The organism is Allomuricauda sp. XS_ASV26 (assembly GCF_041224615.1).
GTDB lineage: Bacteria > Bacteroidota > Bacteroidia > Flavobacteriales > Flavobacteriaceae > Flagellimonas > Flagellimonas alginolytica.
Map to the genome: position 1 here is coordinate 693,255 of NZ_JBGFGK010000031.1, position 24,114 is coordinate 717,368.

Annotated in this window: 16 protein-coding genes; 12 read left to right on the forward strand and 4 right to left on the reverse strand. The window is 42.9% G+C overall.

The genetic code is table 11. The annotated features are described in order from the left end of the window. Positions 1-90: 90 nt before the first annotated feature. The 4 genes from AB9K32_RS10650 to AB9K32_RS10665 are packed head-to-tail and all read left to right on the forward strand — an operon-like array spanning position 91 to position 8,110. The gene (locus AB9K32_RS10650; RefSeq protein WP_369885155.1) at positions 91-4,464 is read left to right on the forward strand and encodes a CusA/CzcA family heavy metal efflux RND transporter; all 4,374 of its coding nucleotides are present in this window, start codon (positions 91-93) and stop codon (positions 4,462-4,464) included. Between the two features lie 4 nt (positions 4,465-4,468). Continuing rightward, positions 4,469-5,668: an efflux RND transporter periplasmic adaptor subunit gene (locus AB9K32_RS10655; protein ID WP_225604884.1), complete on the forward strand. Its 1,200-nt coding sequence runs from the start codon at positions 4,469-4,471 to the stop codon at positions 5,666-5,668. Positions 5,669-5,683: 15 nt separating this feature from the next. Beyond that, positions 5,684-6,100: a Fur family transcriptional regulator gene (locus tag AB9K32_RS10660; RefSeq protein ID WP_108246765.1), complete on the forward strand. Its 417-nt coding sequence runs from the start codon at positions 5,684-5,686 to the stop codon at positions 6,098-6,100. 42 nt (positions 6,101-6,142) lie between these two features. Continuing rightward, positions 6,143-8,110, forward strand: coding sequence for a heavy metal translocating P-type ATPase (locus AB9K32_RS10665; protein ID WP_369885156.1), 1,968 nt, complete (start codon positions 6,143-6,145; stop codon positions 8,108-8,110). A gap of 445 nt (positions 8,111-8,555) precedes the next feature. Here the strand turns inward: AB9K32_RS10665 and AB9K32_RS10670 are convergent, their stop codons facing one another. Further along, on the reverse strand, positions 8,556-8,756 hold the full coding sequence (locus AB9K32_RS10670; protein ID WP_369885157.1) for a hypothetical protein: 201 nt from the start codon (positions 8,754-8,756) through the stop codon (positions 8,556-8,558). 237 nt (positions 8,757-8,993) lie between these two features. Here AB9K32_RS10670 and AB9K32_RS10675 point away from each other — a divergent pair, with 237 nt between their 5' ends. The 7 genes from AB9K32_RS10675 (at position 8,994) to AB9K32_RS10705 (ending at position 16,158) form a co-directional block, all read left to right on the forward strand. Continuing rightward, positions 8,994-9,347 carry a single-stranded DNA-binding protein gene (locus tag AB9K32_RS10675; RefSeq protein ID WP_275615331.1) on the forward strand — a complete coding sequence of 118 codons (354 nt, stop codon included), beginning with the start codon at positions 8,994-8,996 and terminating at the stop codon, positions 9,345-9,347. Positions 9,348-9,410: 63 nt separating this feature from the next. Further along, on the forward strand, positions 9,411-9,860 hold the full coding sequence (locus AB9K32_RS10680) for a JAB domain-containing protein (RefSeq protein WP_151890963.1): 450 nt from the start codon (positions 9,411-9,413) through the stop codon (positions 9,858-9,860). A gap of 150 nt (positions 9,861-10,010) precedes the next feature. Further along, entirely contained in the window at positions 10,011-10,208 is a 198-nt protein-coding gene (locus tag AB9K32_RS10685) for a hypothetical protein (protein WP_151890964.1), read from the forward strand. Between the two features lie 408 nt (positions 10,209-10,616). After that, positions 10,617-11,204, forward strand: coding sequence for a BfmA/BtgA family mobilization protein (locus AB9K32_RS10690; protein ID WP_369885158.1), 588 nt, complete (start codon positions 10,617-10,619; stop codon positions 11,202-11,204). 2 nt (positions 11,205-11,206) lie between these two features. Continuing rightward, positions 11,207-12,226, forward strand: coding sequence for a MobB family relaxase (gene mobB, locus AB9K32_RS10695; RefSeq protein WP_166248569.1), 1,020 nt, complete (start codon positions 11,207-11,209; stop codon positions 12,224-12,226). Positions 12,227-12,237: 11 nt separating this feature from the next. After that, the gene (locus AB9K32_RS10700; protein WP_369885159.1) at positions 12,238-13,833 is read left to right on the forward strand and encodes a type IV secretory system conjugative DNA transfer family protein; all 1,596 of its coding nucleotides are present in this window, start codon (positions 12,238-12,240) and stop codon (positions 13,831-13,833) included. 186 nt (positions 13,834-14,019) lie between these two features. Next, entirely contained in the window at positions 14,020-16,158 is a 2,139-nt protein-coding gene (locus tag AB9K32_RS10705) for a hypothetical protein (protein ID WP_369885160.1), read from the forward strand. Positions 16,159-16,227: 69 nt separating this feature from the next. Here AB9K32_RS10705 and AB9K32_RS10710 read toward each other — a convergent pair whose 3' ends face one another. From AB9K32_RS10710 to AB9K32_RS10720, 3 genes are all read right to left on the reverse strand, one after another. Next, positions 16,228-18,363: an ATP-binding protein gene (locus AB9K32_RS10710; RefSeq protein ID WP_369885161.1), complete on the reverse strand. Its 2,136-nt coding sequence runs from the start codon at positions 18,361-18,363 to the stop codon at positions 16,228-16,230. Continuing rightward, positions 18,360-19,814 carry an SIR2 family protein gene (locus AB9K32_RS10715; RefSeq protein WP_369885162.1) on the reverse strand — a complete coding sequence of 485 codons (1,455 nt, stop codon included), beginning with the start codon at positions 19,812-19,814 and terminating at the stop codon, positions 18,360-18,362. The genes AB9K32_RS10710 and AB9K32_RS10715 overlap by 4 nt, the downstream gene beginning before the upstream one ends. Before the next feature lie 243 nt (positions 19,815-20,057). Then, positions 20,058-20,315, reverse strand: a complete 258-nt coding sequence (locus tag AB9K32_RS10720) for a helix-turn-helix domain-containing protein (protein WP_369885163.1) — start codon at positions 20,313-20,315, stop codon at positions 20,058-20,060. Positions 20,316-21,080: 765 nt separating this feature from the next. Between AB9K32_RS10720 and AB9K32_RS10725 the strand changes: the two genes are divergently transcribed. After that, positions 21,081-24,113 carry a SusC/RagA family TonB-linked outer membrane protein gene (locus tag AB9K32_RS10725; RefSeq protein ID WP_369885164.1) on the forward strand — a complete coding sequence of 1,011 codons (3,033 nt, stop codon included), beginning with the start codon at positions 21,081-21,083 and terminating at the stop codon, positions 24,111-24,113. Position 24,114 lies beyond the last annotated feature (1 nt).

Here is a 24,114-nt window from a genome sequence, read left to right on the forward strand (position 1 = left end):
AGGTTTATGGACTTTGAACTTTTCAAAGACCTGTTCCCTCATACTTGCAACCCTATTGCATTGGTTCAACTGAATTAAAACACATTTTATATGATCAACAGAATCATTGATTTTTCAATCAATAACAAATTTATTATAGGTCTGCTGACCCTCGCATTGATTGGTGCGGGCGTTTATAGCATGACCCAAGTTCCCATCGATGCCGTACCGGATATCACCAATAATCAAGTGCAGGTCATCACTCAATCACCTAATCTGGGAACAGAGGATATTGAGCAATTCGTGACCTATCCCGTGGAAGTTGCGATGAGCAACCTACCCAATGTCAAGGAAATCCGCTCTGTTTCCCGTTTTGGGCTTTCTGTGGTGACCATTGTATTTGACGATGAGGTGGGCACTTATTTGCCCAGACAACTTGTAGCCGAAAAACTGCCCGAGGTTCAGGAACAGATCCCTTCTGGCTTTGGCAAACCCGTTATGGGGCCAATTTCAACGGGATTGGGTGAAATCTATCAATATACCCTTGAAGTAGATGATGAACATCAAGGTGAATATTCGGCAACGGAACTGCGAACGATGCAGGACTGGATTGTACGGAGACAGATGGCCATGGTACCCGGCGTGGTCGAGGTAAACGCCTTTGGCGGAAACAAAAAGCAATACGAAGTGGCGGTTGACCCGGACGAACTTCGCGCCATTGGTATAACCATTACAGAAGTGTTCTCGGCCCTTGAAAACAACAACCAGAATACAGGTGGGGCCTACATCGAGCGTAACCATCAAGCCAACTTCATTCGTGGTGAAGGACTGGCCAGGACCATATCTGATATTGAAAACATGGTGGTCAAGGCCGTTAATGGCATTCCCATCAAAGTGAAGGATATAGGTAAGGTAAGCATGGGAAGTGCGGTACGCTATGGTGCGCTTACCAAAGATGGTAAAGGCGAAGCCGTGGGCGGAATGATCTTGATGCTCAAGGGGGCTAATTCCAATGAGGTGATTGAAAATGTGAGCCAACGGGTAGAACAGATACAACGGTCCCTTCCTGAAGGTGTTTCCATCAAACCTTTCCTTGACCGCAGCGAATTGATCGCCGAGACAACAGGCACGGTAACGGGGAACCTTTTGGAAGGTGGGCTTATCGTGATCTTCGTGTTGGTCTTGTTATTGGGAAATTGGCGTGGCGGACTCATTGTGGCTTCGACCATACCCTTATCCCTATTGTTTGCCTTTATTCTGATGAATGTTTTTGACGTATGGGCAAACTTGATGAGCTTGGGGGCAATCGATTTTGGAATCATTGTGGATGGTGCGGTGATCATCGTAGAGGGCACCGTTTTTTTAATGTACTCCTATGTGGTCAAAAAGAATGGCGTTAGTGCAGAAACACGGGATGACATCGCCGCCAAGGCCTCCAAAAAAATGATGAACGCCGCTTTCTTTGGCCAGCTGATCATTCTAATCGTGTTCCTGCCCATTTTAGCCTTGGAGGGCGTCGAAGGGAAAATGTTCCGGCCCATGGCCCTCACCTTCATTTTCGCCATGATCGGGGCCATGCTATTGTGCCTTACCTATGTGCCCATGGTTTCGGCATTGTTCCTACGGCCGCCAAAATCCAAAAAACAATCCTATGGCGATAGGTTCGTGCATTGGATTGAGCAGCAATATGAACCGTTGTTGACCAAATCACTTTCCAAGGCCAAAGTGGTCGTAAGCATTGCCATTGGCCTTTTTGCCATTGCCATTTTCGCCTTTACGAGAATGGGTGGTGAGTTTATCCCTCAATTGGACGAAGGTGATATTGCCTTTCACGCGATCTTGAAACCCGGCAGTTCCCTGTCGGAAACCATCGAAACCACGACAAAGATTGAACGTATCGTGAAGGCCGAATTTCCCGAAGCGGAAACCGTTCTCAGCCGTATCGGTGTCGCCGATGTACCAACGGACCCGATGCCCATGGATATCGCCGATGTCTTCGTTATCCTCAAACCAACGGATGAATGGACATCTGCAGAAAGCAAGGATGAATTGGTGGAAAAAATGAAGGAGGCCATCAGTATCGTTCCCGGTGTGAATTTTGAGTTTACCCAACCTATCGAAATGCGCTTCAACGAATTGCTTACGGGTGTTCGTGAGGATGTGGCCATTAAATTGTTCGGGGAAGACCTCGGCATATTGGCAAGCAAGGCCGAGGAAATGGGGGAAATCATTGCCACCGTTCCCGGTGTGGCAGATATGAAAGTTGAGGCCACGGACGGCCTACCACAAATCACCATTGACTATAACCGCAATAAATTGGCACAGTACGGTCTAAAGATCGAACAGCTCAATAAAGTGGTACAGGCCGCCTTTGCAGGAGGAAAGGCGGGCGTAATCTTCGAGGGTGAAAAACGGTTTGACCTGGTCGTAAGACTTCAAAAGGAAAACCGGCAAGGCATCGAGGACATCCAGAACCTGTTCATCAACCTGCCCAATGGTTCGCAAATCCCATTACGGGAAATTGCCGAGGTAAGTTATGAACCCGGCCCCATGCAGATAAGCCGTGACAATACCAATAGGCGGACCTATGTGGGCATCAATATTCGCGACCGTGATGTAAAATCCGTTGTAGAGGATATCCAAGAAAAATTGGATGCCCAGTTTGACCTGCCCACAGGATATTACATTCGGTATGGTGGTGCTTTCGAAAATCTGGAACGCGCCAGCAATAGATTGCAAACTGTTGTCCCTATTGCCTTGTTCCTGATTTTCATATTGATTTATTTTGCGCTAAAGTCATTTCCACAGACCTTGATGATCTACCTCGCCATCCCGATGGCCACCATTGGCGGTGTGTTCGCCCTCTGGTTAAGGGATATGCCCTTTAGTATTTCCGCGGGGGTCGGCTTTATCGTGCTTTTTGGCGTGGCCGTTCTGAACGGACTCGTCATGATAAGTGGTCTCAATGAACTGAAGGAAGAAGGCGTGACCAATCTTAAAGGTAGAATTATAGAAGGCACCAAAAGACGGATTCGTCCCATTATGCTCACGGCCTTTACGGATATTTTAGGGTTTCTTCCCATGGCCGTTTCGGCTTCGGCCGGGGCAGAGGTACAGCGACCTTTGGCCACCGTGGTCATTGGTGGCTTGATAACTTCGACCCTCTTGACCCTCTTTATCCTACCCATCTTTTACCAATGGGTCGAGGGACGTTCGGAACGGATGAGTAAACCCGACCCGAAATGGGTTACCCCTGTGGTCATGGTCCTTCTTTTGTTCGCCACCGCACTGCCTGCCAAAATGCATGCGCAAGAAGGTTTTGAAAATGCACGGCAGATCCAGCCTAAAGATTCACTGCCCGCTATTTCATTGGAAGAGGCGGTGGAAGTTTCCAAGAAAAACTACCCGCTGTTGAAAGCGAAACAATGGGAGGTCCAAAAACAAACCGCCCTAAAAGGTATGGCTTACGACCTTGGCAATACCCAGGTCTTCACAGGTGGCGAAGAAATTGTGGACGGACAAGGAATTTATACCTTGGTTGGGGTTGGACAACAGAATATCGACCTTTTAAGCATCCGTGCAAAAAGGCGTTTGCAGAGACAACGCATCGCTTTGGCCGAGACAGCTCTTGACCTTTCCGAACTGCAAGTGGAACAGGAGGTCAAAAAGGCTTGGTCAGAAGCCTATCGACAACGACAGAAATTTGAACTGTACCGTGAACTGGATTCCATTTATTCACAGTTTAAAAAAGCAATAGAACTCAACTTCAAGGTAGAAGCCATTTCCCGGCTGGAATATTCATCGGCCACAAATCAGGCCTTACAAATCAACAATCAACTGCAACAGGCCGAAAGTGATTATGCCATCGCCCTGCAAAAGCTCAATCTTTGGTTGGTTTCGGACATCTACTATTCCGTTCCAGAAAAGCTTGATGAAAGTGCGGTAACGGTTTTGGGATGGGACGGGGATTTGGGAAAACACCCAGAGCTGGAACTTTCACAAAGGCGCATCGAAGAGGCCGAGGCGACATATGATGCGGCACGGGCTGACTTGCTGCCTAAGTTCAACCTTCAGGGCGGACTGCAACAGGTCAATGGCAATAGCGGGTTCTACACCTATCAAGCCGGCATTTCGGTTCCTTTGTTTTCAGGTGGACAGCGTAGTCAAGCCAAGGCCGCCAAAATTGAAAGTGAAATCGCAAAGACCAATGCGGATTATACCAAACGCCAGCTGCAATCCGAATATCGGCAGGCGGTGCAAGCCTATCGGAAATGGAGCGCATCGTGGCAATTTTATAGGGACAAGGCCTTGCCGCTTGCCCAAGAGCAGCGCAGGGGAGCATTGTTGGCCTACGCGGAGGGTGCGGTGGACTATGCAGCGTTCACACAGATTATTCGGGATGCCATAAACACGGAAACGGATGCACTTGACGCTCTTGACAACTATCTGGAATCAGTATTTGAACTACAATATTTTAAACAATAGACAAATGAACAATCTTTTTAAATATAGCGTTATCGGGCTCGTGACGATGCTCTTGGTTCTTACTTCCTGTGGGAATTCCAAAGCCGATACTGAGGAAGCAAAGCAAAAAAATCCTGAAGTGGGTGAAATGCACAAAGAAGGTGAAGCCAAAGAAGCCATGCTAACGGAAACGCAATTCCGCAACCTTAACATGAAAATCGATACCGTTGCCCCACGTGTTATGAAGCAATATGTGGAGGCCAATGGCCAACTGGAGGTCCCACCACAGAACGAAGCGACCATTACTACCGTCGTGGGTGCCAATGTGGTGTCCATAGAGGTCATTGAAGGCGACAAAGTAAGCAAAGGTCAAACGGTTGCCTATCTGTCCCACCCCAATATCATCCAGAAACAGACCGATTTCCTGAACGCCTACAGTAACAGCCAGTTTCTTAAGAAGGAATTTGAAAGACAAAAAACCCTGTATGATGCCGGGGTGGGCAGCGGGGCCAACTTTCAAAAGGCCGAAGCGGAATACCGGGCCTCCCAAAGCCTAGCAAAAGGATTGGAAGCACAGTTGGAACAATTGAACATTAGTGCATCCGGGGTCAGAAACGGTACGATTTACCAACGGGTGGCATTGCGAAGTCCCATTGAGGGATTTGTCCAAAAAGTAGCGGTGAAGACCGGGCAGTACGTAGAACCGCAGACCGACCTATTTGAAATCGTTGACACCCATCACGTCCATGCCGATTTAATGGTGTTTGAAAAGGATGTGTACAAAGTAAAGGTAGGCCAGCAAGTATCCTTCAATGTACAATCCATTCCCGGAAAGGAACTTACTGCGAAAATTTATTCCGTAGGGAAAACTTTCGAGCAAAATCCCAAAGCGATACACGTCCATGCTGAAATCGAGAACAAGGAAGGGCAGCTGATTCCAGGGATGTATGTTGAAGGACGGATTGAAATCCAAAAATCCGAGACCGTTGCGGTGCCTGAAAGTGCAATAAGTTCGAACGAGGGAAAGAAGTATATTTTTAAAGCGGAGCGTGAAGGCAATGACTGGAGCTTCAAACCTGTCGAAATTAACACAGGCCCAAATGACGGGGATTGGGTCGCCATCGATTTTGTAGATTCCGTTGGGCCAAATACTACATTTGCATACAACAATGCCTACTATTTAATGGCCCAAATGAAAAAAGGGGATGCGGGACATAGCCATTGATAAAATTACAATATGATGACAGACATTGAAAAAACATTGGAAAATAAAGGTGTACGCCCAACGGCGATGCGTATTTTGATCTATAAATATTTGGCTGAAAAGGAAGTGGCCATTGCCCTGACCGATATGGAGAACGCTTTCTCAAAAGCGGACAGAACCACATTGTACCGGACCCTGAAGACCTTTGAGGAAAAACGCATTGTGCACCAAATAGATGATGGCACCAATATTTCAAAGTATGCCCTGTGCGAACCAGGTTGCAATTGTGAAATGGAACAAGATCTGCACCTGCACTTTCATTGCGATAACTGTGATGAAACGGTCTGTCTCACTGAGCATAAGATTCCCCATATCAATCTACCTGATGGGTATGTGGCAGAAAATGCCAATTTGGTCATTAAGGGAATCTGCGACAAATGCAGCGGTCAATAAATGCACTTCCGTTGCACGAAACTAATTACGACCTTACCGTCTATGAAAAAGAAAAAAGTAAAACTACGTGATCTAGGTTCAAAGGAACGCCAAGGCGAACACGGACACGAGAGTGGCCATAACCATGGCGGTCCTGAAGGTGTATCTAAATTCAAGACCTATTTACCGGCCATTTTCAGTTTTGTAATGCTCATCATCGGCATAGCAGTGGACTATTTTGATGCTTTCCCGTTTTTCAAGGGCTGGATAAGGATCGCATGGTACACCCTTGCCTATTTGCCTGTTGGTTTCCCTGTCATCAGAGAAGGTTGGAACAGTATAAAGCATGGTGATTTCTTTACTGAATTTTTCCTGATGTCCATTGCCACTCTAGGGGCCTTTGCCATAGGCGAATACCCAGAGGGCGTGGCCGTAATGTTGTTTTACGCCGTGGGCGAACTGTTCCAAAATGCAGCAGTCAATCGGGCAAAGGGAAATATTAAGGCCCTTTTGGATGCGCGACCGGACGAAGCTTTGGTGCTTCGTAACGGGAATTTCGTTACCGTAAATCCCCAAACCGTCGAGATTGGCGAAAGGATACAAGTACGTGTGGGGGAGAAAATCCCCTTGGACGGCATTCTCTTATCCGAAAGAGCTTCTCTCAATACGGCGGCAATTACTGGCGAAAGTAAGCCCGATACGATAAATAGAGACGAAAAAGTCTATGCCGGAAGTATTAATCTTGAGGGTGTTATCGATGTAGAAACCTCCAAAGAATTCAAGGACAGTTCCATCACTCGAATCTTGGATATGGTACAAAACGCTACAGCCAGAAAATCAAAGACAGAACTGTTCATCAGAAAATTTGCGAGAATTTATACGCCCATTGTAGTTTTCCTTGCCATTGGATTAACGTTCTTGCCCTACTTTTTTCTAAATGACTATGTATTTAGGGATTGGCTTTATCGCGCTTTAATATTCCTTGTGGTTTCCTGTCCCTGTGCCTTGGTCATTTCCATTCCGCTCGGCTATTTTGGTGGTCTGGGAGCGGCATCCCGAAATGGGATTCTTTTCAAAGGTGCATCTTTTTTGGAAGCAATCACCAAAGTGAACACGGTAGTGATGGACAAAACGGGAACCGTTACCAAAGGGGTTTTTAAAATCAAGGAGATCAAGACTGCCCAATTTGAGGAAGCCAAGTTTATGAAATACTTGATGGCCATGGAGGAACAATCTACCCATCCCATAGCAAAAGCAATTTTGGAATACAAAGCCGAAGGAACGGATATAAAGGCAACCGATGTTTCGGAAGTTGCCGGAAAGGGATTAAGGGGAACGGTCAATGGGAAAACAGTGCTGGTGGGCAATAAAGCGCTAATGGCCTCAAACAACATTGATGTGCCTCCAGAAACCGATGATATTGTAGATTCTATTGTAATGTTGGCCATTGATGAAAAATTTGCAGGCTATGTTACCATTGCAGATGAACTCAAGGAAGATGCCCATCTAGCCATCCAACAAATCAGGGATGCCGGGATTTCGAAAATCATAATGCTTTCGGGTGACAAAGATTCCATAACGCAACAAGTCTCGAAAAAGTTAAACTTTGATTGGGCAAAGGGCGGCCTATTACCAGAAGATAAGCTCGGCGAAGTCGAAGAACTCAAAAAACAATCAGACACCAAAGTGGCCTTTATGGGCGATGGCATTAATGATGCGCCCGTTCTGGCCATCAGCGATGTGGGCATTGCCATGGGAGGCTTGGGTAGTGATGTGGCCATTGAAACAGCAGATGTCATCATTCAGACCGACCAACCGAGCAAGATGGCACGGGCCATTAAAATAGGACGCTCCACCCGAAAGATAGTTTGGCAAAATATTGGGCTCGCTTTTGGCGTGAAGGCATTTGTGCTCATCCTTGGAGCGGGAGGCCTAGCCACGATGTGGGAAGCAGTTTTTGCTGATGTGGGGGTTGCCTTATTGGCAATATTGAATGCTGTTCGACTTCAGCGGATGAAGTGGAACACTTAGTTTCAAAGAGGAACTATTTTTTGGGCTAACTTATATTTCAGCCGTTGTTGGCAGCTCCATGGTTGGCCAAGACCTTCAATAAAATTGTACATGAGACGCTTCGCAGGTTGAGACACCCAAACAACTTTCCTTGTTTTGGAGGGGACTTCAGGAAGGTTAGGGGTCTGATTCTTCGAGAAACGGCGACAGGACTTATGAGACAATATGAAAGCTTCCGGGCATAAAGAATCTTATCCGAACAATTACGAAATGCTTATCACTGTAGATGAAAAATAACCCGGTCGTAGGGTAACTCCAATACTTTTGTTCCCTTATTGTCGTAATGTTTGATGAAACTTCATTTGGGCAAAACGGAAGTCGCCCAAACGGATTTTTGGTGCGTCCTTCCTTTGCAAACCCTTCTTGGGGTTTTGCCTATAAGGCCGCAAATCCGCTTGTCCGCCCATCAAATTTTAAGGGTCCCGTAATAAAAGAAGCCCTGATTGTTTTTCGGGGCATCGAAAAACAGGGCAGGGCCCAAGGACTTCCAATCAGGACACCATCGCCTGCAGTCGCTTAACTTCCCGTACGCTCCCTTGCCAATGGGTCGGATGGAATTCCTAGGGCCCTTATCGAACCTGTCAAGGCCAAGGCAGGTTTTGTCCATAAATAGGGTTTCCACTTCCTTGAAAACCTAAAGGTTTTGCTACGTCGCGGAGCCTCCCGATTTCTGTCCAAAAGCCTTGACAGAACCCCCTTCTTTTATTGTGCTACGCACGTAAGAAGCAAACAAACGCCCCTTAAAATTTGGGAAACAATGACCAAAAAAATAGAGGGGAAATTTTTAACCCTGTTTGCTGATTTATCCATACTGGAAGATAGCAGGCCTTTAAAACTTTTTATCATGAGTACATTGAGAAACAAAGTGCAACTTATCGGAAATGTGGGGCAGGATCCCACCATTACAGACCTTGAAAAGGGGAAACGTGTGGCACGGTTCACCATGGCCACCAATGAACATTACAAGAACTCCGAAGGGGAACGGGTGACCAATACCGAATGGCACACCATCATCGCATGGGGAAAACTGGCCGACATCATCGAAGGTTTTGTGACCAAGGGCAAGGAAGTTGCCATCGAAGGGAAATTGACCTCCCGATCCTATGAGGACAAAGAGGGCAATAAAAAGTATGTGACCGAAGTCGTGGCCAGTGAGATCCTGCTTTTGGGTGGTGGTGATAACAATACCACCGAGTAAAATGGATAGGGGGTGTCCAGTCTTTGGGCATCCCTTTCTTTTTTCATCCTTAACATATTTGAAATGGAACACCGTGTCAATGAAATACAGATCAGTTATCGGGAAAAGCTCAGTACCCTGAAATCCCTGTCCGTGACGAACTCCAATGAGGTGGCGAATCTATTGTTCCAAAATTGGGACAACAAGACCATAGGCCTGCACGAGACCTTTAAGATCGTGCTGCTCAACCAGTCCAACAAGGTCAAGGGTATCTATCCATTATCCCATGGGGGCATCACGGGTACCATGGTGGATCTGCGCATCCTTTTTGCCATTACCCTAAAGACCCTTTCCGTTGGGATTATCTTGACCCATAACCATCCCTCTGGTCAACTTAAGGCAAGTTATCAGGACAAACAATTGACCCAAAAGATCAAAGAAGCCGCACAGCTTTTTGATGTCAAGGTTTTGGACCATATCATCCTTGCGCCTGATGGTAGGTATTACAGTTTTGCTGATAATGGAATTCTTTAATCCAATGGTCATGGAAGCGAATACAGCGAATACAGAAATGACGGAATTTGAAAAATGGTTGGAAGAACAAAACGACCCTAGGTATTATCCCGATGGATTTGATCCTAGCCTTTATGATTTATAAACAATGAAGTTTTTAAGCATTGAATTATGGTCTATTTGAATTTTACCAATCTCGATAGCGAAACCCAAGAACGTTTGCTTTCCATATCCAAAGAAGATGTGGAAAGCCGTTCCGGGACCGAACTGCGCCAATTTGCAGAAACCCACGATAAGGACTATGATGCCCTCTTGGAAGATGAAGCCATGCGAAATCTATACAATTATGATTTTGTATTCAATATGTAAAACCCAAAACACACCATCGAAGCCCATCCATTATGATGGGCTTTTTTTATGTCCTGAACCTTGGTTTTTCTATCTTTAAAGGGTTGGTTTTCAACAGCATTTTAGGTGCGGAATTATTTTGATCTGCTTTGGTAGATCAGTTTGACTTTCCTTGTTCCGTACCCATCGATTTGACTTTTACAGATTAGGCAACTGGGCCTTGACCCATGTTGAGCGATACGATTTTGTCCCTTCGGGACAAATCGGAGAAGCAAGAGGATAGCGTGCTGGCGCAACGCTACCGATCATAGTTGCTCCGCAAGGCCCATGTTTATGGGTGTTTTGGGTATTTTATAAAATTTTGAGCTTTTGGTTTTTGTTGAAAAAATGGGCCGGGCCCAGTAAAACCAAGGAATTTTTGTTGAAAAAATGGATAAAGGATACGAAAAAGAAACGTTTGCGGGACTGAGGATAAAAATCTCGGTGGCCCTGAAATTTCGGAGCTTTTCCAAACGGCAAGGAAAGTCCCATTCCATGACCTTGTTGACCATGGTGGAGTTCTTTGACCATAATGGTATATCGCCCGATGAACGGATGCACGAGACCATTGCAAGCCTTAAATATCTGATCAAAAGGCGATTCAATGCCATGGTGGCCATCATGCGGAGTATCGAAAAGGAACAGACCCTTCCCACGGTCAGTATGATACAGGCTCTTTTTCAGCAGGAACTGGAGTCTGAAGAAGGCGAGGAATGGGAGGGGGACTTTGAGTTTTTTGAAAAACAACTGACCGAGATCAATACCCCCACCAATCCCGAACTCCTGGACAAGGAGACCACGGTGCCCAAGATCGTACATGAACGCCTGAAGGAACAGTTGGAAGAATTGAAAGCTGATTTTAACCATGTGCTGGACCATGTGTCCGTGACCAAGAACCGCTTCGGGAAGGACCACCTCAAATTGGACCTCAAACCAGGGGCCATTGAACAGTACCGCACCAAACTCAAAAATCTATAAGCATGTACATCGCCATCACAAGACAACATTTGGGGGATAAATATCACGGCAGTGCCAGTGATTTTGTCAAGTATCTCGAAAAGGAGAACGAAGGTAAGGCATTAGAAGAGCAAGAACTCTTTTTCAATCAAACAGAAAATGACATCGATGCCCAAAGGGTCGTTGCCGAGATCGATGCCAATACCTCCAAACTCAGCAAGAAAGATCCCAAGTTTTATTCTATCATGGTCAGTCCCTCCCAAAGCGAGCTCAACCATATCGGCAACGACCCCGAAAAGCTGAAAGAGTACAGCCGGGAAATCATGAAGACCTATGCAGCCTCCTTTTATCGGGACAAAGAGGTGACGGTCAAGGATGTGCTCTATTTCGCGAAGTTGGAACGGGAACGCACCTATTCCGAAAAGGACAAGAAAGTCAAGGAGAACCAGGCCTATGCCAGCAAGATCTTGGAGCTGCAACACCAGGTCAGGGCCATCAAAGAAGGTAGGGAGCAAGGGGACATGGCCAAACTTAAGGAAAAAATACAGGTCTTGGAAACGGAGGCGCCCCATAAACAAAATGGCAAGCGCATCGTTCCCGGAATGACAAAGGAAGGCCACCAGAGCCATATCCATATCATCGTCAGCCGGAAGGATATCACCAACGCCCATAGCCTCTCACCAGGATCCAAGTTCCGGACCTCGGAAACCACCCTCAATGGGGAGAAGGTCAAACAGGGGTTTGACCGGGACAAATTCTATCGGGCGGCGGAGAAGAGCTTTGACAGACAATTTGGGTACCGGAGGAACTTTGTGGAGACCTACCATGCCCGAAACCTCTTGGACAAGGATCCCAAACAATTCTTTGCAACCCTTTTAGGGCTTCCTTCCAACGAGAAACAGGCCGCCAAACAATTGTTGTTCAAGGCAGGGGTCAAGGTGCCGAGCATCCCCACGAACCAAGCTCAGTTGGCGTATAAGACCCTAATGCAACTCAAAAAAGGTATCGGAAAAGCCCTGGAGTCGGGATCGATTGGAATATAAATAATATAGATATGGAAAGTTTAGGATGGATTGAAATTGTATCTGGTATGGTGATAGGGGGAGGAATTTCTTATTTGGCCAATCGGTATCTCAAATATGGGTTTGTCATTTGGGTTTTGGGAATTATTCTTTTAGCGGTGGCCAATGGTTTAGTAGGAGGATGGGATGATTTTATAAAGGGGGCATTGGTCCTATGGTTGCCACTGGTTTTTGTCCATGTGGTAATCTATGGTTTGGTGGACCACTACAAAGACAATAAGAAACCCTCCAAGGTCTTTGAGGTGAAAATGAAGGTAAAGGGGAGGCCGTTGGTCTTAGGAAACATTAGGCGAGGTGTGTCGGTGATGGCCTCTGCAGGGAGTGGAAAGACGGAGAGTGTCATTTATAATTTTTTAAAGCATTTTCAAAAGGAGCATTTCTCCGGGGTCATCCATGATTACAAGGATTTTGAGATCACTGAAATGGCATATCCGTTGTGGGATGGAGAGCAGATCCCCTTTAAGATTGTTTCTTTTGGGCCTATTTATAATCGGGTCAATCCCATTGCTCCCCGATATTTGCCGGATGAAGAAAGTGTTCATGAGGTGTCCCGGGTGCTGTTGGAGAACTTGATGGAACATAGGGACTCCGATGAGAACAGTACTTCCCGTTTTTTTAAGGATGCAGCCGAGGGCTTGATCAGTGGATTGATTTGGCGATTAAAGACGGATTATCCGCACTATTGTACCCTGCCCCATCTCATGGCCGTTTTTCAACAATTGGCCACCAAGAGCTTGATCAAGTTTTTAAAAGGGAACATCACTTCGCGGGCCATGGCGGATGCCTTTATCAGTGGTATCGGGTCCGAAAGGCAAACTGCTGGAGTGCTCAGCACCTTGGCCAATGGTTTTAAAAAGATCAGTACGCGGAAGATTTTTATGGTGCTTTCCGCAGATGAGATTTCCCTGGATATCAATAATGAAGACCACCCTTCCGTCATTGCCTTAGTGAATAACCCCCAAAAGGATGCTTCCCTTTCTCCTGTGATCGCCACGATCATCCATACGATATCCAAACAGATGAGCCAACGCCATCGGAAAGCTTCCTTTATGTTGTTGGAGGAAGCCTCGACTTTGCGATTATTGAACATGCACCGCATACCGGCAACCTTGCGGAGTTATGACATCGTGAGTGTATATGTGCTTCAGGACAAGATCCAAAATGATATGATGTACGGGGAGAAGGCGAGCAAGGCGATACTTTCCAATCTATCCTATCAGTTCTTTGGTAAGGTGAACGACCCTGATACGGCAAGATACTATGAGCGGTTTTTTGAGTTGGTCAAAATTCCGACCCGAAGTGTGAGCAAGAGTTCAGGCCTGAATCTGGAACGACGGATAACAGAAGGGGAGAAGGAGGTTTCCAAAAGGAGGGCCGAGGTGTTTTTTCGGTTGAAACAAGGGGAGTTTGTGGTATTTGCTGATGGTAAGGATAGAAAGGTGCAGTTTCAGAAACCAACAATTGAAAGGGGATTGCCAAAACCATTGAAGATTTCAGAATTGGAACTCGAACAGCATTACCTAAAAGTGCATCATGATATAGGGACTATTTTTCATGGCAATAAATAGAATTTTCATCTATAAATTTTACTTGAAGTGTCTTCTGTTTTTTGGGTAAATACAATTAAATTAATAATAGTAATCAATGAAGAAATTGGAAGAAGTTTTATCATTTTTATCCTTAAATTGGATAGGTAGGAACGTAAGTAAAGTGAGATTAAGATTAAGGAAAAAACCACAACGAATTGTTTTCAAATGAACTTTGACGATATAAACTTTAAAAAAATTGATAAGGTAATTCTAAAGAAGGAGCTCAAGAAGAATTTTGAATATAAAATGACCAGAAAGACCCTCAGGGGTTTTCTAAATAATATAGAGTTGCATATTTCAAAAGGAGATTATTTGGTTACTAGAAATAGGCTACTTGTCACTTTATTTTATGAACCGGGACAAACATTTGATTTCATACGTAGAAAGGGTCTTTTTAGGTATTCAAAATATGTGAACAAAAAGTGCATCATCGAACCTCTTGCCTCTGAACTATTGGAAATAGGTAAAGAGTTTGAAAATTTTTCATCACATGACCATGATTATCTTGAAAGCATTATAAACTTTTCTGGCATCTATGATTCTTATCAAGCCATTGAACAATTTATAATCAAGGAATTCAAATCATTTGAAAGAAGTAGTAAGGGAAAATCAATTATCAAATCACTATTGTCCGCCACGGATTTTCTGTTTTTATCCAACCATCATCCTGAAAAGGGCAATGATTTATCGGAGCTTTCGAATAGAACGAAGGAAGAAATTGCTTCTGCAGTTTCCTATTTGATACACTTTTATTCTGATAGGATTAAAAGCACAAACATTGATGTCTCCCGTGTGGATGAGGAATATATTAAAAGTGGTTCTATAAACAGATTAATAGTTCCAGCTTGCTACCATGTGGATTTCAGAGAATTTGAAATAATGATAGATAGTTTCAAGTACACCTGTAAAAAGGAAAAGAATCAACTCTACATTAAGCCTCCTTTTGAGGATTTTGAAAAATCGATACGCGCAGGTTACATCAGATCAGCTATTCAAACAGAAAATGATCGAATCGATGGGGTCGATGCAATATCCCTTGAAGAATTTATTGATAAACTTAACGAGCTGGAAGAATTTAAGTTCTTTGCAAAGACCGAGACCTATAACTATCCAAGATATAGATTAGAGTTTCCTGAGCCGGTATATGCCTATATCATCGAACATTTTATTAAGCCTGATGCCCTCTTTAAAGAGGAGGTAGTTTATCTATATGGGATATTCAAGGAACAATTGCTAACCCCAGATGATTTAAAAAAAGTGCTCATCAAAGATGATTTAACACTCTTTGACTTTATGAAGATAAGAAGGATTTACCTAATGCTATATATGATGTTTGCAAAGGAGATTTATAAGATAGAGAAAGTTGATACCGATCTTTTGTTACGCTCCCTTATTCCCGTTCAAGATTTTGATCAATACCATGAAATGATGGAGATGTTGTTTCCAAATGAAAAAATAGAATCGTTCTTGGATATTGTGTGTTGGGAACCTGGATTAGATTATGTCTTTGACCTGCAATATCATCCCATACTTTTTTTGAGCAATCAATTTATCACGCCACTTTCAATTTTTGCCAATTCCAATACCATCAGGAATTTATATGCCTCGCAATACAAAAAATCAAATAGCGCATTACTTGGAACTGGAGAAAACCTAGTTGCCGAATTGACTAGGACATTTGAAAAAGTCGGTATACCTTGCTTCTCCGAAATATCCATCAAGGTTACGGATATTGACGTTTGTGCTGTTTTTGAGGACACCTTATTTATCTTTGAATGTAAACAATCTTTGCACCCAGTAAGTCCCTATGATCTACGAACCACTTTTGACTATATCCAAAAAGCAGAAAGTCAACTTGGCAAAATTAGTGGGATGTTTGAAAGTGGAGAACTAATGGTGCTATTAGAAAGAAAGCTTAAGATCCGAACAGATGGAATTAAACATATAGTTTCCTGCATTGTTTTAAGCAACAGACTTTTTAACGGAAATATCTTTCAATATCCAGTGCGAAATATCCATGAAATTAAAAATATGTTGTTGAATGGAGAGATGCATACCGAGGAAGGAACTTTTAGCGTTTGGAAGGAAGGTGAATTGACCAAGGACTTTATGCTAGACTATTTTTCTCTAACGAATGAATTGACTGACTTACTTAAGAATTCACTTTCCAGTAGAACGCTAACCTACGAATTTACCGAGCCACCAATTCTGTTCGACAGTTACTATTTAGACGCTCGGGTTGCATTGCCCAAATTAAAAGAATATACAGACAAACTTGAAAGGGTTGAAAAAAAGGATTCTTAATTATCCTCACTCGATTGCGCTAAGAATTACACCAAGCTAAATTTTTGTTCATTACTTTAAACTTAGTCCTCAATTAGAAGGGTTGTATTTCTCTCCTTTTTCCCATGCTTCAGCGATTTTTTCATAGTTGGGGAAGTTTTCTGGTAAATCCATTGTCCAGTTTTCTACAAATTTTGGGTTATTACTATTAGGTCTTGGATCTGCATTGTTCATTCTTGCTTGAACTGGAGTTCTCACAGCATCTCCCATAATAACAACATGCTGCTGTGGTAAAATTGGTAATTGTTGTAATATATCTTCGTTAGCGGCTGAAACTAATTGTCGGACATATTTTTGGTCTTCTGGGTTCTGTAATCTGTGGATAATAAAAGAATTACATTGGGATAACACTGTCTTTGATAATTCAGAGGGACGCTGACTCGAAACGAGTAGAGAAATACCATATTTACGACCTTCTCTTGCAATACGCTCAAATACTTTTTTGGCTATTGACTCTCTATCACCTCTATTTTTCTCTGGAATATAATTTTGCGCTTCTTCGAGGGCTATAACCATTGGTAGTTTACCTCGATCGCTTTCTGGAAAACGAGAAACAAAGTCTAATATAAGTCTACCAATTAATCCTGTTATTGTTTCTAAAACTTCATAAGGCAATAAAGACATGTCAATAATTGTAACTTGACTTGGTTTGTCTTCAACTAGTTTTTCGATTTCTTCTTTGTCAAGCTGTTTTTTATAAAAATTAGTGAATATGTCTGTGTGTGCACTTTTATATACTTTGCAAAAGTCTCCTAAAATAAAGGCAATGAATTTCGCCAAAGCATTCGGAATTTCTTCAGGTTGATTTAAAAGCAAAGGCTGTGAAATCCTTTCGTCACTCAAATATGATTGTAATCTTAATCTGAGCGTCGAAACAAACTCCCTTAGTCTATTACCTGAATTTTCTTGTTCATTGATTGCTTCATCAAAGAATCTTTCTATAAGTCCCTGGAAACTAAAATATATTGGTAAATCAATATTTCGTTCTTTAGCTATTTCAATTTTATTGACTGAAGTATAATATAATGATAATTCTTTTCGCAAACCATTTGAGCTTTCCGTTAGCACAGAAGAACTGACATTCCCGTTGACGTATTTGTCCGGTTTAGTGAGTTTGCTTTTTTCTTTTAAGAGTTCACGCAATGCGTTTAATAAATTTGTTTTGTCAAAGTCTGTATCTAATGCTGATAATTCCTTTCCAAATTCATCTAAACCCTCATATATAGTATTTTTGATTTTAAAATCATTGTCTTCACATTCTTGTATTATAGCAGTTAGTCTTGATAAAAAAGCTTGTGGAATAAGTTTTTGACTGACGGCCTGTGTTTGATTTTTAGCCATTCCAAGAGCATGTTTAAAAACTGGTGCTTGAGTGCCTGAAGTAGGTTCAAAAAGGTAATCAAAATCAGCAAAATTCATAAACCAAAAAGGTATCCTAGTTCCATCTTTATCTATATGAAATGGATTGACTAATTCTAGATTCTTATATGGTGCTTCTTTCGTTCCTTGAAATGCTTGTTTGTACTCTCCATTTGTATCAAATATTATGATATGCGCATTTTGAAGTTTCTTCCCATTGTAATCAAAATCGAACATGCTTTGAATGATGGATGCAAACGTGCAAGATTTACCGGAACCGGTATTACCAAGTATTGCAGCATGTTTACCAAAGAATTTATCTGGGTTAATTTTAATTTTATAATCAGAAAAAGAAGGTGATGTTCCAATGGGAAGATAAAAGTCGTCCTCGAAATTTATTTCCTCAGCGTCTTCTTTTTTCTTTTGGTCAAAGATATTGTCCAAGTCTTGACTTGTTACGTACCAAACAGGGTTGTCGAGAATAGGATAATTATATACCCCTTGAATATATTTTCCACTATTTTCAATGGTTCCAATCATTGTGGCAACTAAATACCTGGCAGATTTAGTTAAAAAAATAGCTGCTTTATTTTTTTCAAATTCAGTTTCGTCAATTGCCCGAACACTTGTAACCATGGCAACAATTTTATCAGCACCAATTGGTATTATTATGTAAGAATTTATTCTTGCGACTTCAAAAATATCTTCATATCCACTTTTATAAAGACTTTTCAAATCATCATCTAGTCTGATATATGCTCTAAAGCTATCAACAGAAATCACTTTACCAATGCTTCTTTCGCTCATTCTTCTTTTGCTTTAGCGGGTTCAGAATTAGAAGTCTTTGTATTTAAAAGCTCGTTCAAGGTATTTGCAACATTTTCGTTGTTGTCCACATTATTGAAATTGGGCATCAAAGTATCTGCAAAGGTCAGAAAGTCACCAAAAAAATCACCTTCAAGTATTATGATTCTAGGATCGTTAAGTTCTTTCAGCTTTTGAATATATTCGTTCCGTGTACCTTGATGGTCGATTACAATAAGTGTAAACGTAGGGTTCGATAATGCCTGATAGATAATATCGTTAAAGTGGTCATCAGCAAAAGAATATCCAATAGTAATGAGCACAGATTGGGATTGAGTTATCGTTGAAGCAAATTGTCTAAATAGTTCAGAATATGGAAGGTCAAGAGTATATGACTTTTTTACTGCCGAAGGATAAATAATTATTTCTCCCTTTTTCTTGAGAGACTCAATAAGCTCAAGAGGCTTTTCTTCAATACCATAAAGATTATTAGCATCTCTAGATTCTGAGTTAACCCAAGATAATGAACCATGAAGTTTATAATATCTTACAACTTTTTCTATTCTTTGAACCTTACCTGAAGTAGTAGACCCTGGGTAAAAAATATCGTACTCAAATGTTTCGGGTTTAAAGAATCTTTTATGAAAACCTGAAAACCCATCAATGTAGTGAACTCCAAGCTTATCAAAAGCATATTCAAAAGCTAAATCGTAATTGGCGGTGAAAATATTTGCTCGTCTTAAATTCAATGGTCTTTGGAGAAGAGCCTTTAGGAATTTTTCATGAAAAATATACTTGCTTCTTGACTCAAGTAATTCACCTTGTGCTTTATCTTTTGTGAATTGGCTTGCTTTTTTTTTGTCAATTATTGTTTGGGAAGCAGGCCTATTATCCAAGTTACAAACATTGAATAATCCCTCTTTGATTGTAGTTATTAATTCAGCATATTTATCGGTTCTTGCCTTGCTTTTATCTTCTTTAAAAACAAAATCAAGTGCAATTAAGTAATTTAAAACTTTTTCGTATTCAATTGCTATTTCCAATGATTCAATATCACGGACAATATCATCTTGAATTTCAAATTTCCACTTTCTATTGTCTTCAAAGGTTTGAGTATCATCTATTAGGTGAGCTTTGCCAAATTTTAATAATTCACCCTGAAGTTGTTTGATCACAAAAATAAAATGTGAATAAATACCTGTTCCTTCAGGGTCTTGTTCTTTGATATAATTTTCTACTTCTAAAGGGAAGTTTCTGATTGCTACGGCTCCCAAATGAATTGAAGTTCCTGAACCAAAAAGAAAGCTTACATTATCCAATTCAAGATAGTTTTTAAGCATCAACTTGATTTTATCTATGATTTTTCCTTGTTCTAAATTTTCAACTATCCAATCAGCCAATTTATCTGTACTACCAAAGAGTACTTTATTTTTTCCTGGGTCAAAATGTGTCATTCAGTTTCGTGTTTTTAATTGGCGAACTTATCTTTTTTAGTTGAAGCATAACTAGTAATAATATCGGACTTTAAGTCCGATATAGCTCTTATCTAATTGGCTCTACTATCCGAGCTTAGCGTTCAAATACAAAGCATACTGAACAAATGGTTCGATAAAATTTGCGGGGGGAAAGTATTATGGTTAAATGTAAGAAATTTCAATTAAAATGAACCGGAGAGAAAAATTGTAGATTGCCTTTTATTAATTGTCATTATTGAATATGGGGTCGTCAAAAAAATCTGATAGGGTTATTCCAATAATATCGCAGAATTTTTTAATCGTATAAATCGTAACGCCTCTTCCTTTGGGTTCACCTGTTTTTTTGTCAATTCTGATTTGGCTTTCCCAACGACTGATGCTTTGTTTGTCAACATTAAACTTAGTTACAAAATCCATTTGTTTTGCACCGGTAACTTGAATACGAAGATTTTTAATGCGCGCCGCAATTTTATTTGCCAAAATTATATCCTGTTTAGAAAGTGACGCCATAATGCAATTTTGCAATTCTCTTAAAAAGAATGGTAAGCCACTTGGTAGACAAAAAAATGTTTTCTATATTCGTTTTTGAATACATAAATTGCGATTCTTCTGAAAGTATAGAAGCAATTGCTTTGAATCTCGACTTGAAAACTGGTAATTTTTATGGAAACGAGAGGATAAGCTAACTTGCTCACGACCCGGGCGTGGGCTCGCTTATCGTTTCCAAGGCTCTACCAGTGCCCCAGGTCGTTAAGTTGGGTTCCGCGCCTTTTTGTATTTAAGGTTATCTCAACTTTTTCTTAGCGTTTGGTTTTTTATTCACTTTCGATGTGTCGCTAACCTTTTAGGTTATGGGAAACATTTGGCAATTTTTTCATTTAGGGTTCACACCATGTGCTTGTCCTGTTTTTGGGAAATCACATTCGGTGTTCGATATACTATTTAAAAAAAAGCCAAAGAACCCCGTATAATTCCAAGACTAGGGTTGTGGGATACCCGTTACACTGATTTTTCGGTTCACAATATCCTTTAGTCCCACAACTAACGACTACACTTTTTGGGTAACCGACCCAGCACGAAATCATGGTCTTTTTTGGTTAAGGAATCCATTTCCATGGGCTTTTTTCCCTTGGACAGGATGGCCTTTGTCCGAACCTTGATGCCCTTCTGGAAGTTACGACTTTCCCGTGGCTTTTTTGGGTAGTGTGATGAACAACTAACAAAGAAATCAAACGAACTCAATTTATGAAAAAATCAAAATCACGCATGTACAGGGTTTTCCTGTACATGTCACTATATGTCTTTTTAATGCCTTTTTTCGCGATCACAATGCAGGCGGGCACAGTCTTGGAACCACCACAAGTCACTGTTTCTGGCACCGTGACCGATACTTCGGGGAATCCCCTGGCCGGGGTGAACCTTGTGTTGGAATCCAAGAATATTGGAACTATTTCAGAATTAGATGGTTCCTTTTCTATCAATGCGGGTCCTACAGATGTGCTTATCTTTTCCATGGTTGGTTTTAAATCCCTTACTGTCCCGATTGAGGGTAGGGAACAAGTGATTGTCCAAATGGAAGAGGATGTCACTGCGTTGGGGGAAGTGGTCCTCAATGCGGGTTACTATACCGTCTCGGAGCGGGAGAGGACCGGTTCCATTGAAAGGGTTGAATCCATTGATATTGAAAAACAGCCGATTTCCAATCCCTTGGCGGCTCTTCAAGGGCGTGTGGCCGGAGTTGAAATTGAACAGGTTTCCGGATTGCCGGGTTCCAATTTCAAGATACAGATCAGGGGTCGGAACAGTATCCGTTCAGGGGCCAATGAACCCCTCTACATCATTGATGGTGTTCCCTATGCCTCCAACACCTTGGGGGAGTCACAGGCATCATTGCCCTTACCCGGTGGGGGGATAAGCCCTTTGAACAACATCAATCCTTCCGATATTGAAAGCATCGAAATCCTCAAGGATGCGGATGCCACGGCCATCTATGGGTCCCGAGGGGCCAATGGGGTGGTGCTGATCACAACAAAAAAAGGGAATTCTGGAGCCACCAAAATTGAGGTGGGCCTGCAAACAGGCTTGGGAAGAATTGCCAACAAGGTCGATCTTTTGGATACACCGGGGTATCTGGCAATGAGGAGGGAGGCCTTTGCCAATGATGGCATTGATCCCATCCCTTTCTACGCCTATGATGTGAACGGGACCTGGGACATGGACAGGCATACGGATTGGCAAAGGAAATTGTTCGGCAATACCTCCTATCTTACCGATGTCCAAGGCTCCATTTCGGGGGGAAATGAAACCACGCAGTTCTTGGTCAGTGGTAACTTTCACAGGCAGACCAGTGTCTTTCCCGGGGATTTCAACAATGATAAGATCGGGGTATTGAGCAATCTGGGACACAGGTCCGCGAACAATCGATTCTCCATACAGTTGTCCACCACCTTCAGTGCCAACAAGAACCGACTTCCAGGGGACGGATTGTTGGTATTGGATGCCCTTAACTTGGCTCCCAATGCCCCGGAGCTTTATACGGAAGATGGCGTGTTGAACTGGGAGAATTCGACTTGGAGCAATCCCTTGGCCAAGCTTCAGGGCAACTACACCTCGGATGGGAAGACATTGATTTCGAATGCGCGCTTGGAATATCGCTTGGTCGATGGTCTAAGGGCAAGTGCGAACCTAGGCTATACGGAAAACCATCTGCGTGAGTTGACAACCGTTCCTTCCACGATCTATGACCCTGCCTATGGGATAGGGCCGGAGGCTTCCTATGCCGTGCACAATACAGGGGAAAGGACTTCCTATATCGTTGAGCCACAACTTCACTATGACCGTGAATTTGGGGTGCTACGATTGACCACATTGGCAGGACTAACCTTTCAGGGTCAAACAACGCAAAGACGTTCCCAATTTGCCTTTGGGTTCACCAATAATGGCTTGATGGACAATCTATCGGCGGCCTCCAGTCAATTCCCCATAGCGGATGTGACCGAGGAATATCGGTATCAGGCTCTTTATGGACGGGTGAACCTGGCGGTGAAGAATCGCTATTTTTTGAATTTCACCGGGCGGCGTGATGGTTCCAGCCGGTTTGGGACCGATAAGCGCTTTGCCAATTTTGGCGCCATCGGGGCTGCCTATGTTTTTTCAAAGGAAGCGTTCATCCGACAAGGGTTTCCAATGCTGAGCTTTGGAAAGCTTAGGGGGAGTTATGGCACCTCCGGCAGTGATCAAATAGGGGACTACCAATACCTGGATACCTACTCCTTTGGTACACAGCAATACCAAAATACCATAGGGTTGTACCCCACACGATTGTTCAACCCGAACTTCAGTTGGGAGGAAAACAAGAAATTGGAAGTTGCCCTGGAACTCGGATTTTTTGACGACCGGATATTTTTGAGTGGTACTTATTATAGGAACCGCTCCACCAACCAATTGGTGGGGGTACCCCTTCCGGCGACCACGGGATTTTCCTCGGTGAATGCCAATCTGAACGCGACGGTGGAGAATACGGGATGGGAGTTCGAACTGAACACGGTCAACATCAACGGAAAGAACTTTTCTTGGTCCACCGGGCTGAACTTTACCGTTCCCCGGAACCGGTTGGTTTCATTTCCCGATCTGGAAGGTTCCACCTATGCCAATCAATTGGTGATAGGCCAACCGTTGAACATTTCCAAGGTATATCGGTCCAATGGTGTCAATCCGGGGACAGGATTATATGAATTCGAGGACTTCAATGGTGATGGGGTCTTATCAAGCCCGGAGGACCGACAAATTGTAATGGACCTGAACCCATCCTTCTATGGAGGCCTTACCAATACGGTCACCATAGGGAAATTCAAATGGGATATGCTCTTTCAATTCACGAAACAACAGGGTAGTGGGTATTGGACCCCGGGCAATATCATTGTGGGTGGTTTGGCCAATCAGCCAACGTCTGTATTGCAACGTTGGCAGCAGGAAGGGGATTTGGTGCCTTTCCAACGTTTTTCCACAGGGGCATCCCAAGAGGCAGCCCAAGGTTTCCGGCAATATACACAGAGCGATGCCTCCATTACCGATGCTTCCTATATCCGATTGAAGACACTCTCCCTGTCGTATCAGCTTAGGGAAAAAAAGCACCACGGATTTGGCTGCGAGCTATACCTCAGGGGACAGAACCTGTTGACCCTTACAGGATATGATGGTCTGGATCCGGAGACACGGAGCAATCAGGCCGTTCCACCATTGAGGGTGGTGACCTTGGGCACAAGACTAACTTTTTAAA